The 22,717-nt window shown below is 45.3% G+C and carries 24 protein-coding genes; 14 read left to right on the top strand and 10 right to left on the bottom strand.

Annotated features, from left to right (window positions below):
- Positions 1–1,041: HNH endonuclease family protein (locus K4039_RS14340; protein WP_265235859.1), on the top strand; the 1,041-nt coding region annotated here is incomplete at its 5' end.
- Positions 1,042–1,346: 305 nt separating this feature from the next.
- Here the strand turns inward: K4039_RS14340 and K4039_RS14335 are convergent.
- The 4 genes from K4039_RS14335 to argB form a co-directional block, all read right to left on the bottom strand.
- The gene (locus K4039_RS14335; protein WP_265235858.1) at positions 1,347–1,610 is read right to left on the bottom strand and encodes a DUF4926 domain-containing protein; all 264 of its coding nucleotides are present in this window, start codon (positions 1,608–1,610) and stop codon (positions 1,347–1,349) included.
- Positions 1,594–1,938 (bottom strand): DUF6883 domain-containing protein, encoded by a 345-nt coding sequence (locus tag K4039_RS14330; RefSeq protein ID WP_265235857.1) that lies wholly within the window; start codon positions 1,936–1,938, stop codon positions 1,594–1,596. Before K4039_RS14330 ends, K4039_RS14335 begins: the two co-directional genes overlap by 17 nt.
- Positions 1,939–2,047: 109 nt before the next feature.
- A complete protein-coding gene (locus K4039_RS14325; protein WP_265235856.1) occupies positions 2,048–2,266 on the bottom strand; it encodes a type II toxin-antitoxin system VapB family antitoxin in 219 nt (72 codons plus the stop codon).
- Between the two features lie 466 nt (positions 2,267–2,732).
- Positions 2,733–3,644, bottom strand: a complete 912-nt coding sequence (argB, locus tag K4039_RS14320; protein ID WP_265235855.1) for an acetylglutamate kinase — start codon at positions 3,642–3,644, stop codon at positions 2,733–2,735.
- A gap of 246 nt (positions 3,645–3,890) precedes the next feature.
- On the opposite strand from argB, the gene K4039_RS14315 reads away from it, so the two are divergent.
- Positions 3,891–4,682 (top strand): HAD family hydrolase, encoded by a 792-nt coding sequence (locus tag K4039_RS14315; RefSeq protein WP_265235854.1) that lies wholly within the window; start codon positions 3,891–3,893, stop codon positions 4,680–4,682.
- 150 nt (positions 4,683–4,832) lie between these two features.
- Here the strand turns inward: K4039_RS14315 and mreD are convergent, their stop codons facing one another.
- From mreD to K4039_RS14300, 3 genes are all read right to left on the bottom strand, one after another.
- Entirely contained in the window at positions 4,833–5,399 is a 567-nt protein-coding gene (gene mreD / locus K4039_RS14310) for a rod shape-determining protein MreD (RefSeq protein ID WP_265235853.1), read from the bottom strand.
- Complete coding sequence (gene mreC, locus K4039_RS14305) at positions 5,399–6,202, bottom strand: rod shape-determining protein MreC (RefSeq protein WP_265235852.1); 804 nt, start codon at positions 6,200–6,202, stop codon at positions 5,399–5,401. Before mreC ends, mreD begins: the two co-directional genes overlap by 1 nt.
- Positions 6,203–6,289: 87 nt before the next feature.
- Positions 6,290–7,297 carry a rod shape-determining protein gene (locus tag K4039_RS14300; RefSeq protein WP_265235862.1) on the bottom strand — a complete coding sequence of 336 codons (1,008 nt, stop codon included), beginning with the start codon at positions 7,295–7,297 and terminating at the stop codon, positions 6,290–6,292.
- Between the two features lie 331 nt (positions 7,298–7,628).
- Here K4039_RS14300 and K4039_RS14295 point away from each other — a divergent pair, with 331 nt between their 5' ends.
- From K4039_RS14295 to K4039_RS14260, 8 genes are all read left to right on the top strand, one after another.
- A complete protein-coding gene (locus K4039_RS14295; protein WP_265235851.1) occupies positions 7,629–7,988 on the top strand; it encodes a single-stranded DNA-binding protein in 360 nt (119 codons plus the stop codon).
- Between the two features lie 47 nt (positions 7,989–8,035).
- Entirely contained in the window at positions 8,036–8,557 is a 522-nt protein-coding gene (locus K4039_RS14290) for a tetratricopeptide repeat protein (RefSeq protein ID WP_265235850.1), read from the top strand.
- Between the two features lie 57 nt (positions 8,558–8,614).
- Positions 8,615–9,970, top strand: coding sequence for a P-loop NTPase fold protein (locus K4039_RS14285; RefSeq protein ID WP_265235849.1), 1,356 nt, complete (start codon positions 8,615–8,617; stop codon positions 9,968–9,970).
- The gene (locus K4039_RS14280; RefSeq protein ID WP_265235848.1) at positions 9,927–11,402 is read left to right on the top strand and encodes a tetratricopeptide repeat protein; all 1,476 of its coding nucleotides are present in this window, start codon (positions 9,927–9,929) and stop codon (positions 11,400–11,402) included. Before K4039_RS14285 ends, K4039_RS14280 begins: the two co-directional genes overlap by 44 nt.
- A 266-nt stretch (positions 11,403–11,668) precedes the next feature.
- On the top strand, positions 11,669–12,976 hold the full coding sequence (locus K4039_RS14275; RefSeq protein ID WP_265235847.1) for a TldD/PmbA family protein: 1,308 nt from the start codon (positions 11,669–11,671) through the stop codon (positions 12,974–12,976).
- 218 nt (positions 12,977–13,194) lie between these two features.
- Positions 13,195–14,022 (top strand): DUF3153 domain-containing protein, encoded by an 828-nt coding sequence (locus tag K4039_RS14270; RefSeq protein WP_265235846.1) that lies wholly within the window; start codon positions 13,195–13,197, stop codon positions 14,020–14,022.
- Between the two features lie 468 nt (positions 14,023–14,490).
- A complete protein-coding gene (locus tag K4039_RS14265; RefSeq protein WP_265235845.1) occupies positions 14,491–15,297 on the top strand; it encodes a segregation/condensation protein A in 807 nt (268 codons plus the stop codon).
- Positions 15,298–15,610: 313 nt separating this feature from the next.
- Complete coding sequence (locus tag K4039_RS14260) at positions 15,611–16,780, top strand: NDP-sugar synthase (protein WP_265235844.1); 1,170 nt, start codon at positions 15,611–15,613, stop codon at positions 16,778–16,780.
- 297 nt (positions 16,781–17,077) lie between these two features.
- On the opposite strand, the gene speA is transcribed toward K4039_RS14260, so the two are convergent.
- The 3 genes from speA to K4039_RS14245 form a co-directional block, all read right to left on the bottom strand.
- On the bottom strand, positions 17,078–19,087 hold the full coding sequence (gene speA, locus K4039_RS14255; RefSeq protein WP_265235843.1) for a biosynthetic arginine decarboxylase: 2,010 nt from the start codon (positions 19,085–19,087) through the stop codon (positions 17,078–17,080).
- A 167-nt stretch (positions 19,088–19,254) separates the two neighbouring features.
- A complete protein-coding gene (locus K4039_RS14250; protein WP_265235842.1) occupies positions 19,255–20,397 on the bottom strand; it encodes a RodZ family helix-turn-helix domain-containing protein in 1,143 nt (380 codons plus the stop codon).
- Between the two features lie 137 nt (positions 20,398–20,534).
- On the bottom strand, positions 20,535–21,128 hold the full coding sequence (locus K4039_RS14245) for a DUF3611 family protein (RefSeq protein ID WP_265235841.1): 594 nt from the start codon (positions 21,126–21,128) through the stop codon (positions 20,535–20,537).
- 165 nt (positions 21,129–21,293) lie between these two features.
- Between K4039_RS14245 and K4039_RS14240 the strand changes: the two genes are divergently transcribed.
- From K4039_RS14240 to K4039_RS14225, 4 genes are all read left to right on the top strand, one after another.
- A complete protein-coding gene (locus K4039_RS14240; RefSeq protein WP_265235840.1) occupies positions 21,294–21,464 on the top strand; it encodes a hypothetical protein in 171 nt (56 codons plus the stop codon).
- Between the two features lie 158 nt (positions 21,465–21,622).
- Positions 21,623–21,781: a hypothetical protein gene (locus K4039_RS14235; RefSeq protein WP_265235839.1), complete on the top strand. Its 159-nt coding sequence runs from the start codon at positions 21,623–21,625 to the stop codon at positions 21,779–21,781.
- A gap of 35 nt (positions 21,782–21,816) precedes the next feature.
- Entirely contained in the window at positions 21,817–22,113 is a 297-nt protein-coding gene (locus K4039_RS14230; RefSeq protein ID WP_265235838.1) for a hypothetical protein, read from the top strand.
- 115 nt (positions 22,114–22,228) lie between these two features.
- On the top strand, positions 22,229–22,657 hold the full coding sequence (locus K4039_RS14225) for a heavy metal-responsive transcriptional regulator (RefSeq protein ID WP_265235837.1): 429 nt from the start codon (positions 22,229–22,231) through the stop codon (positions 22,655–22,657).
- Positions 22,658–22,717: the final 60 nt, after the last annotated feature.

Below are 22,717 nucleotides of genomic sequence, written 5' to 3'. Positions count from 1 at the left end.
AGCTCTAGGGGGATTAAATTGAAAAATTTCTATTATAGCATAGATTTTTTTTGCAAGAGGTCTAGTGAAGGTAAATTTTCAATTGATGAATTTGTGAAAGTCTTAAAGATTCTTGAAAATTTTATTATTCGGCGTTTTGTTTGTAACCTTCCCACTAACTCCCTAAACAAAATGTTTCCTTCTCTATACAGTCAAATTAAACAAAAAATAGATCAAAATTTTATGGTGGGATTAAAGGAAATTCTTAGTGGCAAAAACTATCCCAAGGACGAGAAGTTTAAATCAATGTTAAAAGAAGTAGAACTTTATGGTGTTAAGAAGTCAGAAAAGGCTAGACTAATTTTAGAATCAATCGAACAATCATTCGGTCATAAAGAAGGGGTATTTTTCAATAATCTTTCAATTGAACATATTATGCCCCAAAAGCTAAATAAAGATTGGGAAAAATCTTTAGGGGAAGATTGGGAAATAACTCACGAACTTTTATTACATACGCTGGGAAATTTAACTTTAACAGGATATAATCCCGAACTTTCTAATCATCCTTTTCCCAAAAAGCGGGATATTTTACTAGAAAGTCATCTGGAATTAAATCAGTATTTTCAAGAAAAAACAACCTGGAATAGAGAAGATATTGAACAGCGATCGGAAGATTTAGCCGAAATTTGCCTGAAAATATGGCCTTACTTTGGGGAAGGAGCGGGACAAGAAAAAGTTGAGGGTATAGTTAGGGGAACAAAACCAACAGTATTGTCCGTACTTAACAAAAAACATACCGTTAAAAGCTGGCGAGATGTGTTGGAAACTACTCTGAATATTGTTGCTGATTTAGATAAAGATAAGTTTCAGGAACTTGTTCAAGATTATCCTCGTTTGGTGAATTGGAATGATCAAAATTTCAGATATTCCAGACAACTAGAAAACGGGGCATTTATTGAACTTGATTTATCTGCTGAAGATATTAATTCATTTTGTTTAAAAGTTATTGAAAGAGTCGGATTAAGTTCCGAAGATTGGCACGTTGAAACGTTTCTGCGATAATTGGTTCGCCTTGCAAGATTTTAGGGTGACGTGCGACATAACGCGAAACAGATTGTGTAGTCATCGAAGATTAACAGGACAGATCCATCTTTATTATAGCTTACGCTAAAACTCGGTAAAAGATTCAGGGCGGTGGTCATCCCAAGTACCAAAGTGCGCCCCTATCCCATCTTAAATCTCACGCGAGCGATCGCCCTTTCCTTCCAAAAGTGCGCCCCTATCCCATCCTAAATCTCACGCGGGCGATCGCCATTTCAGTCCAAAAGTGCGATCGCCTTTATGTAACTTCTATTCCCCTCACATTACTAAGCAACTGCAAGTTCATATTGCAGAACTAAAATTTCATCTGCTTTCAAAATAGCCATAGCATATTCAATCCCTTCACTATCAGCAAACTCCACTAAATACTGACATTCCTTTCCCGTATCATACACTTCAACAATAGTTCCCACAAGTCCTACTGGCAAACTAGAAACAGATTCATATTCCGGTTCCACTAGCGTTAATCGCGTATTTGAAACAGGCTGGAGAATCGCAACAGAATCCAAAAGTCTAAAGTTTTTTATCATGGTTTAAGAAAGCTGAAATCAAACGAGGGTTAGAATTAGTCGAAGTAATTTCCCAGATTGTCCGAAGCTCAATCCCCACTGTATCGGGTACAGTCCAATCAACTTTAAACTGTTGCCCAAAATCAGTAGTATTTTCTTGGACAACTTCACCTTCAATGGCTGCTTTTTGAATAAGCTTTCGCAAAACTTCTGCATTATTAGCCGTGATTCCCAAAACCGATGCAAACACTCTGGCTTTGTGCTTTCCACGAGAATGCTCTGGATTTAAGCAATAGCCGACCAGCTTTTGCAGAGAAACTTCAGCCTGATTGCCATTGGGTAGTTTCATTATAACTCCTCATCACCCCCTAATTAATCTAAATTTTTCTGGTAACGGAGACAGTGGACTGTTCCGCTTTAATTCTTTCACAATATCTCGACTTTCCCCTTGTTTGTCGCTATTGCTTGTAGTTATAATCTTCATCGTAGTCAATAGTACCGAACAATTCCAATATTTTTAGTTGCTTGTGACGTTGAATGAACTCGCGTAAAGCCGCTTCAATTAATGTATTAGGTGTTGGATGATTACTCAAATCAAGGGCTTCTTGAAGAAGAGTTTTGTCAATTTCGAGCGTAGTTACCAGGTATTTTCCTCCTGCAAGTAGGGTATGACGCAATTGTCACCGAACAATGCTGTATTTTTAGTGTAACACTCAAACCCTATCAATGGGCGAGATCCCTTTCCTTCCAAAAATGCGCCCCTATCCCATCCCAAATCTCACGCGGGCGAGATCCTTTTCATTCCAAAAATGCGCCCATATCCCATCCCAAATCTCACGCGAGCGATCGCCCCTTCTTCCAAAAGTGCGATCGCCCCTATCGAACTTCTATTCTCCTCACATTACTAAGCAACTGCTAGATCGTATTGCAAAACTCAAATCTCATCTGCTTTCAAAATAGCCATAGCATATTCAATCCCTTGAGTATCAGCAAACTCCACTAAATATTGACACTCCTTTCCCGTATCATACACTTAAACAATAGTTCCCACAAGTCCTACTGGCGAACTAGAAAGCGATTCTCTGGACGGGTAAAGCAATGATTTACCGCTTCACCTACCCGCCCCAAGCTAAAATTTACGCATTACTTATTCCTTAACTTCGCCCCACTAAACTCAGAAGCAACAATCATCGAACCAATCCCCGCATCCGTGAATATTTCTTGCAGCAAAGCATGAGGAATTCGCCCGTCAATAATGTGAGCGCCCTTCACACCCTGAGCCAAACTTCGCACACAACAATTAACCTTCGGAATCATCCCCCCAGACACAACTCCCGACTCAACTAACTGTCTCGCTTCTTGAATATCCAACTTAGCAATCAGACTCTCCGGGTTGTGATAATCCTCCAAAATTCCCGCAGTATCAGTCATCAAAATCAATTTTTCTGCTCCCAAACCAGCGGCAATTTCCCCGGCAACTGTGTCAGCATTAATGTTGTAAGATTGACCGAATTGATCCGCCGCCACGCTCGACACCACCGGAATATAACCGCTGTTCACCAAAGACTCTAAGATGTTGATTTCCACGCCGCTAACTTCACCAACAAACCCAATTCCTTCCCGGCCATCTGGACGAGCTTGAATTAGATTCGCATCCTTGCCGCATAATCCTACTGCTTTGCCGCCAGCTTGGTTGATTAACGAAACAATTTCCTTGTTTACTTTTCCCACCAAAACCATTTCTACGACTTCCATTGTCGCCGCATCAGTCACCCGCAAACCATCCTTAAATTGTGGCTCTATTCCCAACTTTTCCAGCCAAATATTAATTTCTGGGCCGCCGCCGTGAACCACAACGGGACGCATCCCCACGCAAGCTAGCAGCACAATATCCCGAACAACTTTGTCTTTGAGAGTGCTATCTTTCATCGCAGCACCGCCATATTTGACCACAATCGTGCGGCCGGCAAAGTGTTGAATGTAAGGTAGTGCTTCTGAAAGCACTTCTACTCGATTAGTGTCTGGATTCCTAACAAAATCGCTTTGTTTGAGCATGGGTAATTTACAAAAGACTAAAAACTTAATTCTAAACTTTAATGGCTAAAGCAAATATCAACAGCTACAAAAATCACTTTTTCCCTTGAATTTATCGACGATTGGCCTGATCGCCCTTTCTGAGAGCTCTCCTCATAATTATCATAGGTTTTTTTAATGATATAACTTGAAATTTTGTCTTATAACTTATAAAATTCTTGGTAAAGTCAAGAAATGTATCGTTATCCTTGATTTACTTAACCTTATATGTTAACTGCTGTCGCCCCCAATTCCGAAAACCCTCAGTACAAGCTACCATCAGAGGCTGACTCGTCCCCCCGGATGACAGTATTTTGCGATTTAGACGGGCCGATCGTCGATGTGTCCGATCGCTACTACGCCACCTATCAACAGGGATTAGCGGACACTCAAGCAGCTTATGATGCCAGGAGAATCAACCTCAACCTCCAAATCCTCAGCAAACAGCAGTTTTGGGAAATGAAACAAAACCGAGTCCCCGATACTGAAATAGCCAAAAGTTCGGGCTTATCGGGAGAAGAAATTCACGTTTTTCTCGGATGCGTGAGTCGGATTGTCAATCAGCCAGACTTGTTGCACTTAGATCGCATCCAGCCAGGAGTGCAATGGGCGATCGCACTTCTGCACTCCCGCGGCGTGCGGCTGATTTTGGTCACCCTGCGGCCGAGAAATCAAGCCGTTCAACTGTTGCAAAATTACGGTTTAGCCAGACTGTTTACGTCCATTCGCGGAACTCAGATACCCGATGCGGCCTATCACAACTATACAGCCTTAAAAACCGAATTGTTGGCTGAAGTTGCAGAAGAATTTGAGTCATCGCTGGGTTCGGCTTGGATGATCGGAGATACCGAAGCAGATATCCTCGCAGGACAAGCATTGGGAATACCAACAATTGCCGTTACGTGCGGCATTCGCAGCCACTATCAACTGCAAAAGCACCAGCCTAATTTCATTCTCAGCGACTTAATTATTGCCGTTCATCACTTATTAGGTTTGGGGCAACAAGTAATAGTAGAATGACTATATAGCCTTTCTCACTAACAGTGGGCATGGGGCATGGGGCATGGGGCATCGCCCGTATACCTCACTTTTTTGATAACCTCTATACAGTCAACAGTTAACTGTTAACAGTCAACAGTTAACTGTTAACAGTCAACAGTTAACTAATGACTAAAATTTTTCTAAACTTCTGGTCATTTCCCACAAGCGATTCAGGGGAAAATAAATCACCGGAGCCCAAAGACTACTGAGAATAGCAGAACACAAAGCCACACGCTGATGATAGCTCCAAATTTCCAGTAAAGCCCGATCGCCCATAGCGAAAAATTGTAGCCCCATCACCGTTTCCGCCACCACCGCCATCCCAAACACAATTAACGCGATTGGAACCGGATCTCTCTCAACAATATCAGCCGGAATCGACCAACTTTTCTGCAAAACAACCGTTAAGACACCTACAACAACTAGACTTACAGCGTGGGTGGGATTAGGAGCCGTCATCGCATCTTGAAGAAACCCCAAAGCGATGCCCATACTAGCAGCTCCCCAAACTGTACGTCTCCGCTTAATACTCCAAGCTACCAACCAAATTAACAGCCAGTTCGGGCCAATTCCCAGCAATTCCATTCCCGGAAACCGAGTCGGCAATATCAGTATACACAGCATCACAGAAGCAAATGTAACGCCGAAATTCAAAAATTTGCGAGATCGCCAAAACATCCGAGATAAAGGCTTCATTACGGCTTTGCTCCCCCAGACGGTGCAGAAGATTGACCCTGCGAAGCCTTTTGTTCAGATTCCTTAGAGTGTGGGTAAACCACCGCCCACTCCAGAGAATTCATCTGTGCAGAAAACTCAATAACAGCTTCGGGAGCCGGAGTTTTATTCAGATCAACCGAAACCACTTTTCCCACCGGCAAACCAGCAGGGAACAACTGACTGAAAGAAGAAGTTGAAACCAAATCTCCAGGCTTAACATTGGGAACATTATCAAAAAACTCCATCACAGCCTGATTTGGGCCTTTACCGCGCATAAAACCCATATTACGACTGCGGGTAATTCCCACACCCAATTGACTTGTAGGGTCGCTAGCTAACAGCACTAAGCTAGTATTAGGAGTAACACTGACAACCCGACCTATCAAACCGCCAGGGCCCATCACAGTAAAATCTGTTTTAATGCCATCATTACTGCCGCGCCCCAAGGTTACTTGCTGCCACCAATGGTCAGCGCTGCGCCCCACAATCGGAGCGACAATTCCTTTAGGTTTCTTAGCAGAAACGTAACCTAAAAGTTCTTTTAACTTCTGATTTTGAGTCTCTGATTCTAATAGTTGCGCTTGCAATTCTTGAGTGCGAGCCGAGATGAGTTGCTCTTGTCCAGAGCCGTTGGCTTGAAACGGACGAGACACCCAATTGTAAACTTCAAAAAGTACAGCACCTTGTGTTTGTCGAACCCCCCAAGCCGCAGTTACCGCTAAACCTAAAAGAGCAATTTGTAGACGCAGATCCCACCACCTGCGGATTGTGTGCTTTAGCATAATTTCAATCAAGTAAAATTGTTATGTCAGGATTTTAGAGTTTAGATGGCAGACCTATTTCTAAATCCAAAATCCCAAGTTTGTTAATTACAGACTGCGCGACGACTGCCCGCTGAATACCCGTTCCAACTGTTTGTTTTCCAATACCCTACCAGTTCCCAAAACCACGCAGCAAAGAGGATCGGCTGCCACATGAGTGACAATTCCTGTCTCGTGACTGATTAGAGTATCTAAACCTTTCATCAGTGCTCCGCCACCGGCCAGCATAATTCCCCTGTCAATAATATCTGCCGCTAATTCCGGGGGTGTGCGTTCCAAAGTACGTTTGACAGCTTCCACAATTACTGACAGCGGTTCCGACATACTTTCGCGAATTTCTGGGCCTTTGATTGTAACAGTTCGCGGTAGACCGGAGAGCAAGTGCAAGCCGCGCACTTCCATGATCACATCGTCATCCTCGGTCGTTGGATATGCGGAACCCACCTGAATCTTAATTTCTTCAGCAGTGCGTTCGCCGATCACCAAATTGTGAACTTTTTTCATGTATTGGACGATCGCCTCATTGAGTTCATCACCGGCTACCCGGACAGACTCACTGATCACCGTACCTTGCAAACTCAAAACCGCAACTTCCGTCGTACCCCCACCGATATCTATAATCATATTGCCAGTTGCCTCAGCCACAGGCAGTCCAGCCCCGATCGCCGCAGCGATAGGTTCATCAATTAACCGTACTTCTCTAGCACCGGCCTGAGTAGCCGCCTCAATCACAGCGCGCCTCTCGACACCAGTGACACCACTGGGGATGCCAATAATGATCCGCGGCGAAACTAAGCTTCGGCCTTCGTGAACTCTGCGGATAAAAGTCTTGAGCATGAGTTCGGCTGTATCGAAGTCGGCGATTACCCCGTCGCGAAGCGGGCGCAATGCTATGACATTCCCAGGCGTGCGCCCAAGCATTTTTTTAGCCTCTTCTCCAACAGCCAGCGGTATTTTTAAGTCTTGGTCGATCGCCACTACGGACGGCTCTTGCAGAACAATACCTTTGCCAGATACATAAACGAGCGTGTTAGCAGTACCGAGGTCGATACCCATATCTCTAGATAAGGAAAATCGATTGAGAAGACCCACTGATTTGTACCCCCCCAAAACTAAAATACTAATGTGTGCAATAATGTTGTTACAAAAGTGTAACCGAGGTGGATTCTATTACGTTTTTCATCCTGAGTCTAGTCGAAACGTAACATTGTCGAGCATAAGTTGAACGCTTGCCTCGCCAATCATCCACAATAAGTATGTTCTGGTAAGTGGGTGTAAAATCAGGATGAAGCCCTGATTCGCGCTGTTCCAAGTTAAGTTTGGAGGCGATCGCCCTTCAGGGAGAGTTTAACTACATCACCAATCGAGCACATTCCCGAAAAAATTTATGAGTCTTAATGTTGTGACTTTGGTCGGCCGCGTCGGTGGCGACCCGGACGTGAAGTATTTTGAGTCGGGTACAGTTAAGTGTAATTTGACGCTGGCAGTCAACCGCAGAAGCAAGAACAACGATCAGCCAGACTGGTTTAATCTGGAAATCTGGGGGAAAACAGCGCAAGTCGCTGCTGACTACGTTCGCAAAGGCGCTCTAATTGGAGTAACAGGCTCTTTGAAGTTCGATCGCTGGCAAGACCGCAATACGGGTTCAAATCGCTCGAAGCCAGTAATTAGAGTAGACCAGTTAGACTTGCTGGGTTCCAAACGGGACAATGAGTCAGGTATGTCGCAAAACAACAGCGAATTCTAGCTTTTGGGGAATTTGGGAACTAATATTTGTGAATTGGGTGGGGGCTGGTGAGTTCAGAAAAGTTAGAAATTGTTCAAACTGAGTATCAAGCGGGCCGAGTAGCTTTTGAGAGCGGTCTGTATGCTCAAGCTATCCAGAGTTTGGAAACAGCGACGGGTTTGGTCGATCGCACTTCCAGATTAGGCGGCGACGTGCAGATGTGGCTGGTGACAGCCTACGAAGCCTCTGGCGATACCGAAAGGGCGATCGAGCTTTGCCGCAAACTCACCCGCCATCCGCGCCAAGAAACCCGCCAGCAAGCCAAGCGCTTGCTGTTCATTCTCGAAGCCCCCAAACTCAGTATCCCTGATGAATGGACGGTAAAAATCCCCGATTTAGCAGCTTTAGATGAAAATCAATCAATCAGTTTTCAAGCAAATCCCAACGCTGATATCAAGTACGCCAAACCAAAGCCCGCCGTACAAGAACCTGTAGATTTGAGTCAGGTGAATACCAAAGATAATAGGTTTATCTGGGTGGCGTTAATTGCCATATTTTTGATTTTAGGTGGCTTGTTTATTAGTTATTAAGACCAACTGTTGGTTCAATCCAAAATTTAAAATCCAACATCTACAATCTACAATCCGATGACTTCACTCCCCACCAACCGCGCCAAAACACTCAAAGAAGCTTACCGCGCTTGCGATGTCAAGCCTCTAACGGGCGATGATATTGCACGATATTATGTGGATTTGTCCGCAGTACGCAACACAGTAGCGATCGACGATGTTAGCACGGATTTGGATCTTCAAGAACCGGGAGAATTTAACACAATTTTGTTTACGGGACATCGGGGATGTGGCAAAAGTACAGAATTAAAACGGATTCAGTCGCGATGGGAAAATGAATATCGGGTGATTTATATAGAATTCGATCAGGAACTAGATGTTCTTGATGCTGAATATACCGATTTATATTTGTTAGTTATCAACAAAGTAGCTGATGATTTAACTGAATTAGGATTGAAGTTTGATCAAAAACTATTACATAGTTTTGAATTGTGGTTTAAAGAAGTCACTAAAGAAACAGAAGAAAGTGTTCAACTTTCCGCTAGCATCGAAACCGAAGCAAGTGCAGGTGCAGAAATTCCGTTTATTTCTAAGTTGACTGCAAAATTAATCGGTCAAATCAAAGGTTCTAGTCAACAAAAACAAGTGATTCGCGAAACTCTTCAGCGTAATCTATCCCGCTTGCAAGCAGATATTAATCTGTTATTGAAAGATGCTTTTAAGAAGCTGAGACACAAATATCCCAACCGTTACCAAAAAGGATTTTTGCTGATTGTTGATAACTTAGACCGGATTCCTCCAAATGTTGGTAATCATTTGTTTTTTGATTACGCTCCTCAACTCCAAGAACTAGACTGTACAATCATCTATACAGTGCCGATTTCGGTAATTTATTCATATAAAAATGTTAGCAACTTGTTTAGCAATCCCAATATCGTGCCAATGGTGAATATTTATGAATTTAATCGTAGTGAGTGCGATTTAAATTACAATCAGCAAAGATTAGAGGGAGTTGCCCGTTTAATTGAACAGCGGGTTGATATTAGTGCGGTATTTGACGATCGACAACGGCTGCTAGATTTGGCAAAAGCTAGTGGCGGTCACGTCCGACAATTGATGCAGATAACTCGATCGACTTGTCGCACAGCCATTACTCGCAAACACAGTAAAGTTTTGGCTGAAGATGTCACTTACGCTTTAAATCAACAGCAATTTGATTTTGAAAGGTCTACTCCTACGCCAGAATATTATACTATATTAGCGCGAGTTTGCATCGACAAAGATATCGATAAAGAAGAAATCGGACAAAATTTATTATTCAATCTTTCTGTCTTGGAATACAACGGGAGTAGTCGGTGGAATTATGTCAACCCACTCGTAAAACAAAGTTATGCTTTCCAACAAGCCCTTAGATCAATTCAAGGAAATCCCTGAAATAGATAGACAAAGGATTGTTGAATTCAATCAAGAATCTTTTGACCAATTGCTGACATTTGTTGATATTGTTCCCGACAATGCCTTTGATTTGGGATTTATCCAAAGTAATTTTGCGAAGGATAGAGATGCGATTATTCAGGCATTGATTAACCATCCCGATTGTCAAGATATGCAGTTTGAGATTTGGGATTTTCCCGATTCTGATATGCGCTTTTTGATGGATGAAATTCTGAAGGTTTTGCCAACAGTTGAGGTTCAAGCAGACAAGAAGTTGATTTTCATTGTGCGGGGGGTGGAAAATGCGATCGGGATGACGGGAGAATATCCGCCGATGTTGGTTGATTTTAATTGGGTACGAGATGCTTATCCGGTTAAAGTACCGCATCTAATGCTGTTTTGTTTGCCAGATTATGCGATTACGCGAGTTGCTAATTTTGCGCCGGATTTCTGGGCCTGGAATTCGGGAACTTTTGTATTCAAAACTCCTGCAAATACTAGAGATGATGCGATTTCTCAAACTCTGGATGCTCGCAAAGGGATTAGCAATTGTGAGGTTCCAGAAAAGCAGGAACGGATCGATTTATTGAAAAGGTTATTGATTGAATACACTCCCTCGAATGGGCGGGAGCAAACTCACGAGGATTTGAAAACTCGCATTAGAGTTTTGAATGATCTGGCAATTGCTTATCGCAGCCGGAGTGAATACTCGACAGCAACATACTATTTGAAACAAGCGTTAGATTTGGTGAAAGATGATGAAGATTTTATATCTTTAAAGGCAAATACTTTATATCAATTAGGATGGATTCAGGACGATTGGGGAAATCCCAAAGAGGCGATCGCATTTTATCAACAATCTCTCGAAATTTACGAAAAAATTGGCGATGTTCAAGGGAAAGCTGCTACTTTGCACAATCTAGCAATAATCTATGCCAATCAAGGGGATGTAGAAAAGGCGATCGCATTTTATCAACAATCTCTCGAAATTTACGAAAAAATTGGCGATGTTCAAGGGAAAGCTGCTACTTTGCACTGTCTAGCAGGAATCTATGCGAATCAAGGGGATGTAGAAAAGGCGATCGCATTTTATCAACAATCTCTCGAACTTAAGGAAAAAATTGGTGATGTTCAAGGGAAAGCAGCTAGTTTGCACCAACTAGCAGGAATCTATGCGAATCAAGGGGATGTAGAAAAGGCGATCGCATTTTATCAACAATCTCTCGAAGTTGAGGAAAAAATTGGCAATGTTCAAGGGAAAGCTGCTAGTTTCGCAATGCTTGGACAGTTGTTAGCAGATGAGAAGGGAGATTTTGACAAAGCTTTGAATTATTTGCAGCAATCTTTAGAGATTTTACAGCATTTGCGATCGCCTGATGCCGAGATAGTGAAGGAAATTATTGCGGATGTTCAGGCGGGGGCGGGTTTATGAGATTATCGATTATGGGCAATTATTGCTGGCATCGCCCTACAAAATTTAACATCATACAAGTCCGAATCAAACAGAAATGATCTGATATCAAATCAGCTAGCATCGTCCTGTATTCATCTCTCAATACTCTTCCTCTGTGTCCTCTGCGCTCTCTGCGGTTAAATCATTCCGATGCAATTCCTCCAAATTTTGCGAAAAAACCCAGTTTCCGCCCACACCCAAAATCGCTAAAATAGAACAAAGACCAAACCAGAAAGGCGATTATTGTGAGCGATTCCACCATAGAACAGATATTGAAATTGGCAAGTCAGCGAGCTGATGCTGCTGAAGTATACTACCTATCCAGTCAAGACACGCCGATCGAATTTGAGAACAATCGCCTCAAATCCCTGCAAACCAAAGCACTGCAAGGCGTAGCACTCCGGCTGATTTACAAAGGCAAAATCGGCTTTGCTAGTTCCACAGACTTAACCCGGATAGACGACTTAGTAGATGCAGCGATTCAAACAGCCGAAATCGGCGACCCCGCAGAATTTGAACTCGCCTCCAACTTCCATCTAAAAGGCCCGGAAACCACCTACACTCCGCCCACAACCCAAGAATTAGTCGAAAACGGCAAAAACCTCATCGAGCAAGTTCACGCCTACAATCCCGATATTATGGTAGATGTAGGCTTTCACGTCCGCAGCGGCCGGGTGAAAATTGCCACGACGCGCGACGTGTATGCCGAAAGAAGCAGCCAAATAGTCAGCGGGACGATCGCAGGCAACTTGGTAGTAGGAGAAGACTTTATGCAAGCATACAGTTATGATGTCGCGCGCGATCGACCCCTGGACACCAACAGCATCCTGCAATCACTCCTCGAAAAATACCGCCTCGCCGAACATCCAGCCAGCATCACCAGCGGTTCCTACCCAGTCTTATTTACCCCCAGAGCCGCCGCCAGCACATTAGGCAGCCTCTTTGATACAATCCTTTCAGGTCAAGCAGTAGTCCAAAAAGCCTCTCCCCTAGCCGACAAAATCGGCGAAACCTTATTTGACGAACGCTTCACCTTTTTTGAAGACCCAACTTTAGGGCCTTCCGCCTGTCCCTTTGACGACGAAGGTACACCCACCACCCGCAAAACCTTGATTGACAAAGGAACCGTCACCGGATTTTACTGGGATCGCAGATGGGCCGCTCGCGCCGGTGTACAATCAACCGGTAACGGTTTTCGTGGCGGATTGTCTCGCCCAGGCCCAGATTTGACTAACTTCTGCATTTCCCCAGGAAATACCAGCACCCAAGACTTGATTGCTAGCATGGACGAAGGCCTGATAATAGAGCAAGTTTTAGGTGCCGGCCAATCCAATCAGTTAGCTGGCGAATTTTCTGTCAACTTGGACTTAGGCTATAAAGTAGAAAAAGGCAAAATTGTCGGTCGCGTCAAGAATACAATGGTGGCAGGCAGCATTTTTGAAGCCTTTAAAAATTTGGCAGATTTAAGCAGCGAAGCCGAATGGGTAGGCGGTGCAGCATATTTGCCGAGTATGCTGTTTCAACAGTTGGGTGTAGCTTCGAGGCAATCTTAAATAGTTGACAATTGACAGTTGACAGTTGACAGTTGAATGAGTTCTTCAGTCCTCTTGAGATGACTTCAGCTTTGAGGCAGGGGTTTCAACCCTTGCCGGACTATTGGTTGTACCTTAAACAGTTGACAGTTGACAGTTGACAGTTGACAGTTGACAGTTGAATGAGTTCTTCAGGTTTTTAGAAGCGGTTTAAAGGTAAAAATAGGAAAAAAGGTAAAATGAAGCAGGAAATTGTCAAGGATGGAACTGGGAAGAGGAAAAAAAAGTTTTTCTTTCTTTTACCTTTTGTCTTGTGTCTTTTAACTCTAGTGACTGGCTGTGTTCAGTACGATGTCGGAGTTAACTTTGAGAGTCAAACTCGCGGCGAAATCGTGCAGCACATTAAACTGGGGGAAAGGTTGACGAGTTTCAGCAGCGAAACCGTTCGAGATTGGTTGAAAAGCGTAGAACAGCGGGTGAGATTGCTGGATGGAAAAACTAAACGGCTTTCCGAGACAGAAGTTATGGTGACTATTCCTTTTAATAATGGAGCCGAGTTAGAAGACAAGTTCAACCAATTCTACAATCCGATCGCACAAACCAACAAATCTCGCGTCGCAAGTCCCCTAGAAACAGATTTACCCAAGTTTGAATCTCACCTGAATGTCAAGCAGAATAATTTGTTATTGGTGCTGCGCAATCGGTTGAGCTTGGAATTGGATTTGCGCTCACTTTCTCTGCTTTCCTCAAACGGCAGTCCGCTGCTGAGTCCGGGGGGACTTTTGGAGCTAGACTTTAGCTTGAACACGCCTTGGGGTGCCGAAAATATTGAAACTACTGTCGCCGGTGCGCTGGTTCCCCAAAGCTATCAGCAGGGAAAGCAGTTAGTTTGGAAGCTGAAGCCGGGGGAACTTAACTATTTGGAGGCGACATTCTGGATTCCCAGTCCCGTAGGCATTGGGGCGCTGATTATTGCCTTATTTGTAGCGGCAGGTATTGCTGTGAAATATCAAATATTGCCAGCGCTGGGAATTAGCAAAAAACCGCAAAACATCAGCCAAACCTAAAAAGGATATGTTCGCTCCAGGGCGGGTTCGCGGTTCAATAAACTCTCAAAGTTCCCATAAACCCGCCCCTAGGATATTATCGTTCATTGACCAGATTTGATATTATCAAAAAAAACTGGGAGCCTCTGCAAAAAAAGTTGACAAATGGCAAATAATTTGCATAACCGGAATTGAGAATTAGGAACAGAAAATGCGAGTATTAAACTTCTTCTTCATCTTTCTGATTTGCTTGGCTCTAGTATTATTCAGCATCGAAAATACAGAGCCGACTACCGTTCAAATTATCAGAAAATTGGGTTTAAAACCCAATTTTCTGATCAAGCAGAAGTAGAAGCTAAACCACCTTTGTTAGAAAGTGCAGATTCGACTGAGGTCAAGACTGCTGAAATGAGTACCAATTAAGTTGATATGCTCTCTCGTTTTCGGAGAGTACAAATCTAAAATATAAAATATAAAACATAAAATCGAATGGCTGTTTCCAGAGATCAAAATGGTTTAGAAACTATTTCTGAGGGGATCGCAATTTTAATTGACTTAGCAGAACGGGGAGAAATCGATCCTTGGGACGTTAAAGTCATTGAAGTGTTTGATCGATGTTTGAGCCAACTCACCAACGCCTCCGATGCCGATCAGAGTTCGGATTTCTCCGATTTGTCCCACTCCGGCCAAGCGTTTTTGTACGCTTCAATGCTGGTTTTGCTCAAAGCAGAAAGTATTGTCCTCTCAGAACCCCCGCCAAATCCCGAATTGGACGAAGCCGCCCTCGAAGACGCAGAACGAGGGCGAAATTTGCCGCAGCATCTGGAGCGGCAATTGCGCCGTCGCGGTGTAGCTCAACTGCCACAAAAACGCCCGGTGACTCTCCCAGAACTGATCGAGCAGTTGCAGTTGATGAAAGCTGCAATGGAGCAGACAGTTGCTCCCCGGCGCCGCCCGACCTCAAAAATGCGATCGCAAGCAGCCCAGGCTATATTTGAGCTGGCTCACCAAGAAAATCTCGTGGAAACGGCTAATGAACTCGATCAGTTTCTCGCCCAGCGCGGCTCAGAAATTGACGAGGGTTGGCTCGAATTGGACAAATTGCTGGAACTCTGGCATCATAACGGTTTGCATTCCTCTGTTGACCATCAGCCCCCGCTATCGACTGGGGAAGTTCCCTTGCCCAATTATGACCGCGTGGGTGTTTTTTGGGCGCTGTTGCTGCTGTCGGCTCAGTCTAAAGTAGAGTTGCTTCAAGAGGAGTTTTATCAAGACCTCAAAATCAGGGCGCTGTGAGCTTGGATGTGCATCAGATAGGCTTCCGGGGCGGGTTGACCGGTCTCTGGAACTCTTGACGGATATCCGGGCGAACCCGTCCCTAGCGCAATGTACCTGCATTCACCCTGACTTGATATTATTTCTGATTTCTGATTCCTGGTTGGTTAAATCCAGGCAAACAGGCAAATTGGGCATAAATGATTGATAGCCTGGTACGATGTCGCCTATAAACAGGTCAGGATTTTGCTGCGATCGCCATCGATGCGATCGCAACCGCTAGCATCTAATTGTTGAGTTGATATCAATTAACAGAGGGTTGAGGAAGTTAAGAATGAAAGCGATGATTCTGGCGGCAGGTAAAGGCACTCGCGTCCGTCCCATTACTCAGACAATACCCAAACCGATGATTCCCATCCTGCAAAAGCCTGTGATGGAGTTCTTGGTAGAATTGCTCCGCCAGCACGGATTTGACCAGATTATGGTCAATGTTTCCCACCTCGCAGATGTGATTGAAAACTACTTCCGTGACGGTCAAAAGTTTGGGGTACAAATTGGCTATTCTTTTGAAGGGCGAATTGAGGACGGAGAACTGATTGGAGAGGCTCTCGGTTCCGCTGGCGGCATGAGGCGAATTCAGGACTTCTCGCCGTTTTTTGACGATACTTTTGTGGTGCTGTGCGGCGATGCTTTGATTGACTTGGACTTGACTGCTGCTGTGAAGTGGCATCGGGAAAAAGGGGCGATCGCTACTATTGTGATGAAATCAGTTCCCCGCGAGCAGGTTCCTAGTTACGGAGTTGTGGTAACAGACGATTCTGGCAAAATTAAAGATTTCCAAGAAAAACCTTCTGTAGAGGAAGCTCTGAGTACCGACATTAACACTGGTATTTATATTTTTGAACCGGAAATATTCAATTACATCCCTTCGGGTGAGGAATACGATATCGGTTCGCAGTTATTCCCGGCCCTAGTAGCAGCAGGAGCGCCTTTTTACGGGATTAGCATGGACTTTGAGTGGGTGGATATCGGAAAAGTTCCTGACTATTGGCGGGCTATTCAGAGCGTGCTGTTGGGAGAAATCAAAAATGTTTCGATTCCGGGAATTGAAGTGCGCCCGGGTATTTACGCTGGTTTGAATGTAGCTGTGAACTGGGACAAAGTTGATATTACCGGGCCTGTTTACATTGGCGGGATGACGAAAATTGAAGACGGAGCAAAAATTGTCGGCCCGACAATGATCGGCCCAAATTGTTGGCTTTGCAGCGGGGCGACTGTGGAAAACAGCGTGATTTTTGAGTATTCCCGTTTGGGGCCGGAGGTGCGGTTGGTTGACAAACTGGTGTTCGGGCGCTACTGCGTTGATAAAACCGGGGCTTCGATCGATTTGCAAGCGGCGGCTCTCGATTGGCTGATTACTGACGCTCGCCAAGTTTTACCAACTGTACATGGAGAAGAGCAGCGGACGATCGCACAAATTCTCAGCGACACTGGTGGTGAATAATTGGTAATTGCTAATTGGTAATTGCTAATTGGTAAATTTCTCCTTTTGCACTCTACCTCATCCAAGGTCATTAGTCATCAGTTGTCAACTAATGACTAATGACCTTGGATGAGGTTCGCGATCGGGGACAGCACTCCTAATGACAACTGTCAACTGTCAACTGTCAACTGCCAACTGCCAACTGTCAACTGTCAACTGTCAACTGTCAACTGTCAACTGCCAACTGTCAACTGTCAACTGTCAACTGCCAACTGCCAACTGTCAACTGTCAACTGTCAACTGTCAACTGTCAACTGACTAGGACTGCAAATAAGTATATTGACTGAGACTCCGCTCGTAATTTTGCAGCAAAAGTTGGGCCTCGGAAAGAGTAATTTTATTTTGCTGCAAAGCTGCTTCTGTCTGACGGCGGATGCTTTCAACCAAACTTTCTGCATCATATTGTACGTAGCTGAGAACTTCTTTCATAGTGTCCCCTTTCACAACGTGTTCGATATGATAGCCAGAAGGCGTTAGCTGAATGTGAACTGTATTTGCATCGCCGAATAAGTTGTGAAGATTGCCCATAATTTCTTGATAAGCACCTCCCAAAAATAGCGCCAAATAGTAAGGTTCTCCGGGTTTGAGAGTATGCAGCTCCAAAACCGACTTGACATCTCGCAAATCGATAAATTGGTCAATTTTGCCGTCGCTGTCGCAGGTGAGATCAGCTAAAATTCCTCGTTGAGTCGGTTCTTCGTCGAGTCGGTTAATTGGCATAATTGGGAACAATTGGTTAATTGCCCAACTGTCTGGTACTGACTGAAAAACAGATAAGTTGATGTAATAAATGGACGCCATCACCTTTTCCAGGTCTTCCAAATCGTCCGATACGTAGTCTTTTTGCCGCGCGATTGTCTGTATTTTATCGCAGCAAGCCCAGTACAACTGTTCGGTTTTTGCCCGTTCCGCAATTCCCAAATAGCCTAAGTTAAATAAACTGATTGCTTCTTCCTTGAATTGGATAGCATCGTGATAGACTTCTTGGTAATTTTCGGGAGTGATAGATTGGTAGATTTCGTAAAGATTGCGCGGAATTTGGTGTGCGTTTTCGTCTACTGGTTCTGGTACTTCTCTGGGGACATCGCTAGTACCGAGTACGTCAAAAACTAAGACTGATTGGTGAGATGCGATCGCCCGCCCGCTTTCACTAATGATAATTGGCACCGGCAGTTTCCGCTCATCACAGGCATCTTTAACTCCCGCTACTACGTCGTTTGCGTAGTTTTGCATATTGTAGTTTTTGGAAGCGTGGAAGTTGGTTTTAGAGCCGTCGTAGTCAACGCCGAGCCCGCCACCTACGTCCAAGTAGTTCATGTTAGCTCCCAATTTCGCTAATTCTACATAGATGTGGCTGGCTTCCCGAATGGCGTCTTTGATGACGCTAATTGAGGAAATTTGAGAGCCGATGTGGAAGTGCAGTAACTGCAAACAGTCGAGCATTCCAGCTTTTTCTAGTTCCCCGACGGCGCGGATAATTTCAGGAATTGTCAAGCCAAATTTTGCCCGATCGCCCGTGGAACCTCCCCAGCGGCCAATACCTTTGGTAGTGAGTTTGGCTCGCACCCCCAAAATCGGTTTAATTCCCAATGCTTTGCTCGCTGCGATTGCGAGTTCTACTTCCTCAATTTGCTCCAGCACAATCACGGAAGTTTGCCCTAGCCGCTGAGCCAAAATTGCGGTTTCGATGTATTCGCGGTCTTTGTAACCGTTGCAAATTAACAAAGCGCCTGGGGTTTTTAAGGTCGCCAAAGCGATCATTAATTCTGGTTTTGAGCCGGCTTCTAGTCCGAAGTGATGGGGTTGACCGAAACGCACCAAGTCTTGAATTAATTGTCGGTGCTGGTTGCATTTGACTGGAAAGACACCGCGATAGACGTTTTTGTAATTGTAGCGGGCGATCGCTCTGGCAAAACAGGAATTTAGGCGATCGATCCGATCTTCCAAAATATCAGAGAATCGAATCAGCAGGGGCAAAGCCAAATTTCGCTGTTTGAGCGATTCTACCAGTTCGCACAAGTCGAGGGAACCGCCGCGATCGCCCTTGGGAGAGACTGTAACGTGACCGGCGGCATTGATCGAAAAATAGGGTTCGCCCCAACCTTGAATGCGGTATAGTTTCTCGCTATCTTCTATTGTCCAAGATTTTTGTGGCAGTTGAGAAGCGGCTACCAAAGCACTGTGCGATACAGCCAAACTCGTGACTGTTTGTGGCTGAGTCGATAGCGGATCGAGATCGGAGGAAGCAACGGTGGCAGGGGAACTCATTTTCTCGGAAACCTCGAAATGACTGGTCAAATAGATAGTTTATCGCACATATTGGGTTTCCTGATGTAATTGAAAATTCACTTTGGGGACACGATTGGGGGATTTGAGATTTTGAAACTTGGCCTGTGCCTAGAGTGTTGTCGGGCGATCGATCGCCCAACAACACTCTAACCAAAAATCACCTCCGGCGGAGCCATGTCAGCCCCCATAATCATTCCTCCGTGACTGTTAGACTTCTTCAAACCCGGTTGAGGTGTCGGGGCTTGGCTTTTCGGAGACGGTGCAACTGAGGCTGGCGGTGTCACCTGCGTTGGAGGTGCTGCATTTGCCCCCGGCACCACGGGTTGCTGCGACAGCCAACCTACACCTCCTATCGCCCCCGCCATCAAAGCGGTGTAGCCGATGTACAAATGCACTGGACGCATTTGAAAGCCTTCGTCTGACTGTGAGTTGGAAATAGACAAATATGTGCTAGAAATGTCGCTCGGAGCGGGTTTGGGCAAAGCATTCGCCATCGCGGTGCCGTCTAGCCCCAAAGCGTCGCCGAGTCTGCGGATAAAACCTCTAACGTAAATATCTTGGGGCAGTTTCTCCATTTCCCCATTTTCGATTGATTCGATGTGGTGCAGCGGGACGAGAGTTTGACTGTGGAGTTGCTGGAGGGATAGCGATCGAACTTGTCGCCCCTTGCGCAATTCTCTGCCCAACTCCTGCAAGCACTCTTCTCGCTGTTGAACTGCCATTACTGCTGCTTCTTCGTTGGTGAGTTTTTTAGGTTTCTTGGGAAAACCGAACCCTGGCAAGGATTTGGCGGGGCTGATGACAGTTGCAGTTGCAGCCGACTCGACTTGAATTTCGTCTTGGGGCGCTGGTTTGTTGTCTTCTAAAGTGTTAGACTCTCGATCGCAATTTTCATTATCGGACTCGGTGTTAGAAGGCGCTTCGACACTAGCACTGCGCCAATAGAAAACAGGAGCATCTACTGGTGGCTCTAATTCTTTAACAGAGGGTGCGGCGCCAATTGCAGTCGCCAAACTTTCTTGGGCAACTTGTATTTCCGTTTTGTTTGGTTTAGGAAACCGATCGAATGCGAGCTTAACGGCTTCTCTGCTAACTGCTCTAATTAAAATTTCGGCAGCGGAGGCTGCTTCACCCAACATCGTTTGCAAGCTAGCTAGAGCTTGGCTGTAGGTGTCGCTACAGAGGAGTTCAGCTTCTATTAGACCGAGGACAGAACGAAAACTTTCTTGAGAAATTTCAATAGTTGCGTGATCTGTCACCCCAAAATAAGCCTCGGGTTTCAGTGCCATGATGTTTATGTTGTCTTGCTAGAAGGTATCTGAGTAAGTTCTTCTAAAGCTTGGCAGTGATTCCGGATGTCAGTTGGGGGAGAGGGGGAGAGTCGCAATTACCAATTCCCAATTCCCAATTCCCAATTCCCGATTTTCTATTGCTTGTGGATGCGATCGAGCAACCAAAGAGCACCGATAATCCCGACAAAGTGGGCAACCGTGGCGTGAGTATTGGCTAGTACCACAAATATGTCTAAAGGCTGAATAAATCTGCTGAAATCGACTGCCGCACCGAACAAAGCTTGCGGCTGAGCTAAAGATTTGGCTAAAAGCGTGCCACTGATTGCCTCTGCACCGATCAGTGTCAGGAGCATTCCTGATAAGTTGCTGATCAGAGTTAACTGCACTTGTTTGATGGTGTCTGCTTTTTTGGGGCGGACTGTATTGGCGGCGGGCGATCGCAATTCTCTCGACAAGCGGGTGAAGCGGAAAGCGCGATATACGCTGTAAACCAGCACTGCCAGCCCGCAAAGGGCAAAAAATACGCCGCCGCCGGTGCCGGCACTGGTTGAACTCCCAGGGGCCGTGGCGCTGGGGATAGCGAAGGGGATGGCAAAGAGCAAAATGATCGTCGCCACCACCGCCAGCACTGACTGCACCCAGAAGCACACCCAGCCTGCTGTACGAAGGGCAAAGGCAACTCGCTGTGCGGCTACCGGAAGCTTATCGTTATCTAACTGATTAGTCATATTTTGAGCGGATATAATTGAGTGGCTTTAATTGGCAGCAGTTTTTTGAGCGGGGACGGTTGACGGTGGTTAACCCTCCTTATAATAGAAGCAGAAATGTTTAAGATTTGTAACTAACATTCGATTTCACATTTGAATAGCGTCGATCGCAAGGTATCCAAAGCAATGGCACAACTACAACCCACCGTCACTCCCAAACTGGAACAACCAAAGTTTGGCTTCAACAGCTACGCGGAACGCCTGAACGGTAGAGCCGCGATGATCGGTTTTTCCCTAACTTTAATTATCGAGTATGTCACAGGGCAGGGGTTGCTGGCCTGGTTAGGTCTCAACTAATCTTAGCAATGGCGCGGTCAGCCTCACACTCAATGCTGACCAGGCAACAGTGGGTGTCACCTCTGCTGACCGCGACACGTGCAATTGATTAGAATATTAATTAGGAACCAGCCCAACGGCTTGTCTGTCGAGAGATCTAAGTTCGCCGAAGGCAATAGTTGGCTTGTGGAGGTGTATTTGGGGCAAATATTTTGATTGGACAAGCTTGGCAATTTGACCGTGCTCCCGTACAATTCCGCACAGGCGAGAATATAAATTTAGGTTCAGCTAGTTTCAAGACTAGAAATCCCGATCGCACCGCCAACTCTAATTTTTAGAGCTTGCAAATAAATATAGAACAGAGTAAAACCAAATGAATGCTTCGTGGACGCGACTTTTGAGGTCTGCTTACCGTAAAGAGCCAATTACCAGCTTTATTGTGACGGTGGGCGTTGTCGATGCAGCGATCGGCAGTATCGGTGCCAGCGGCTCTTTATTCGCTTTTGGGCTGGGTACTGCTGGGGTGGCGATCGCCCTCCGCTGGTGGCAAATTTACCGCTCTGGAGCCGAACAACCCGCACCTGCGGCCGAATACTATCTTCCTCCTCAGTCTTCTCGACCTCAGTTGCCCACGCTCAACAACGTGTCCAAGAAAAATCCTCCTTATTAAGATTAGCGGGCAACGGCGACTCGGTGAGGTGGCGATCGCGCCAGCCTGCATCTGAGGCAATACTAAAAGATAGGATCAAAAAAGTCTTTCGATCTTCGATCTTTGAGGCTTGGTTATGAATATTAATGTTGCCGACAAACTCTACAAAATTGGCTCTGTAGCGGGTTGTAGCGGTTTATCGGTAAAAACTGTTCGTTACTATGAGGAGATGGGCTTGCTGTCTCCGGCGGTAGAGCGCTCGCCGGCTGGTTATCGCTTGTTTAGGGAAGCGGTATTCAACAGGTTGGCGTTTATTAAACGATCTCAGGCTCTCGGTTTGAGCCTTCAGGAGATTAAGGATATTTTACAGGTTCGCGATCGGGGAGAGTTGCCTTGCTCTGAAGCAAAGCAGCATCTAACGGCGAAGGTAGAGGCAATTTCCGGGCAAATTGCAGCGTTAGAAACTTTGAAAGGGGAGTTGCAAGGTATTCTGAACCGCTGGCAAGAGCAACCCTCACCCGCGAGCATTACTCGCACGATTTGTCCGAACATTCAGCGGGATTGAGCAACGGCAGGAAGATACAAAAAAAGGGAAGGAATTATCGGTTTCCTTCCCTTGCTGTTT

The sequence above is a fragment of the Lyngbya sp. CCAP 1446/10 genome (genome assembly GCF_026130175.1).
Taxonomy (GTDB): Bacteria; Cyanobacteriota; Cyanobacteriia; order Cyanobacteriales; family Microcoleaceae; genus Microcoleus.
The sequence above is the reverse complement of the archived record's forward strand: the minus strand, read 5'-3'. Positions and strand labels throughout refer to the sequence as shown.

Coding starts and splice junctions, on each gene's coding strand:
- K4039_RS14335 (WP_265235858.1), bottom strand. CDS start 1,610: ATGATAAAAAACTTTAGACTTTTGGATTCTGTTGCGATTCTCCAGCCT.
- K4039_RS14330 (WP_265235857.1), bottom strand. CDS start 1,938: ATGAAACTACCCAATGGCAATCAGGCTGAAGTTTCTCTGCAAAAGCTG.
- argB (WP_265235855.1), bottom strand. CDS start 3,644: ATGCTCAAACAAAGCGATTTTGTTAGGAATCCAGACACTAATCGAGTA.
- K4039_RS14315 (WP_265235854.1), top strand. CDS start 3,891: ATGTTAACTGCTGTCGCCCCCAATTCCGAAAACCCTCAGTACAAGCTA.
- mreD (WP_265235853.1), bottom strand. CDS start 5,399: ATGAAGCCTTTATCTCGGATGTTTTGGCGATCTCGCAAATTTTTGAAT.
- mreC (WP_265235852.1), bottom strand. CDS start 6,202: ATGCTAAAGCACACAATCCGCAGGTGGTGGGATCTGCGTCTACAAATT.
- K4039_RS14300 (WP_265235862.1), bottom strand. CDS start 7,297: ATGGGTATCGACCTCGGTACTGCTAACACGCTCGTTTATGTATCTGGC.
- K4039_RS14295 (WP_265235851.1), top strand. CDS start 7,629: ATGAGTCTTAATGTTGTGACTTTGGTCGGCCGCGTCGGTGGCGACCCG.
- K4039_RS14285 (WP_265235849.1), top strand. CDS start 8,615: ATGACTTCACTCCCCACCAACCGCGCCAAAACACTCAAAGAAGCTTAC.
- K4039_RS14280 (WP_265235848.1), top strand. CDS start 9,927: ATGCTTTCCAACAAGCCCTTAGATCAATTCAAGGAAATCCCTGAAATA.
- K4039_RS14270 (WP_265235846.1), top strand. CDS start 13,195: ATGAAGCAGGAAATTGTCAAGGATGGAACTGGGAAGAGGAAAAAAAAG.
- K4039_RS14265 (WP_265235845.1), top strand. CDS start 14,491: ATGGCTGTTTCCAGAGATCAAAATGGTTTAGAAACTATTTCTGAGGGG.
- K4039_RS14260 (WP_265235844.1), top strand. CDS start 15,611: ATGAAAGCGATGATTCTGGCGGCAGGTAAAGGCACTCGCGTCCGTCCC.
- speA (WP_265235843.1), bottom strand. CDS start 19,087: ATGAGTTCCCCTGCCACCGTTGCTTCCTCCGATCTCGATCCGCTATCG.
- K4039_RS14250 (WP_265235842.1), bottom strand. CDS start 20,397: ATGGCACTGAAACCCGAGGCTTATTTTGGGGTGACAGATCACGCAACT.
- K4039_RS14245 (WP_265235841.1), bottom strand. CDS start 21,128: ATGACTAATCAGTTAGATAACGATAAGCTTCCGGTAGCCGCACAGCGA.
- K4039_RS14240 (WP_265235840.1), top strand. CDS start 21,294: ATGGCACAACTACAACCCACCGTCACTCCCAAACTGGAACAACCAAAG.
- K4039_RS14230 (WP_265235838.1), top strand. CDS start 21,817: ATGAATGCTTCGTGGACGCGACTTTTGAGGTCTGCTTACCGTAAAGAG.
- K4039_RS14225 (WP_265235837.1), top strand. CDS start 22,229: ATGAATATTAATGTTGCCGACAAACTCTACAAAATTGGCTCTGTAGCG.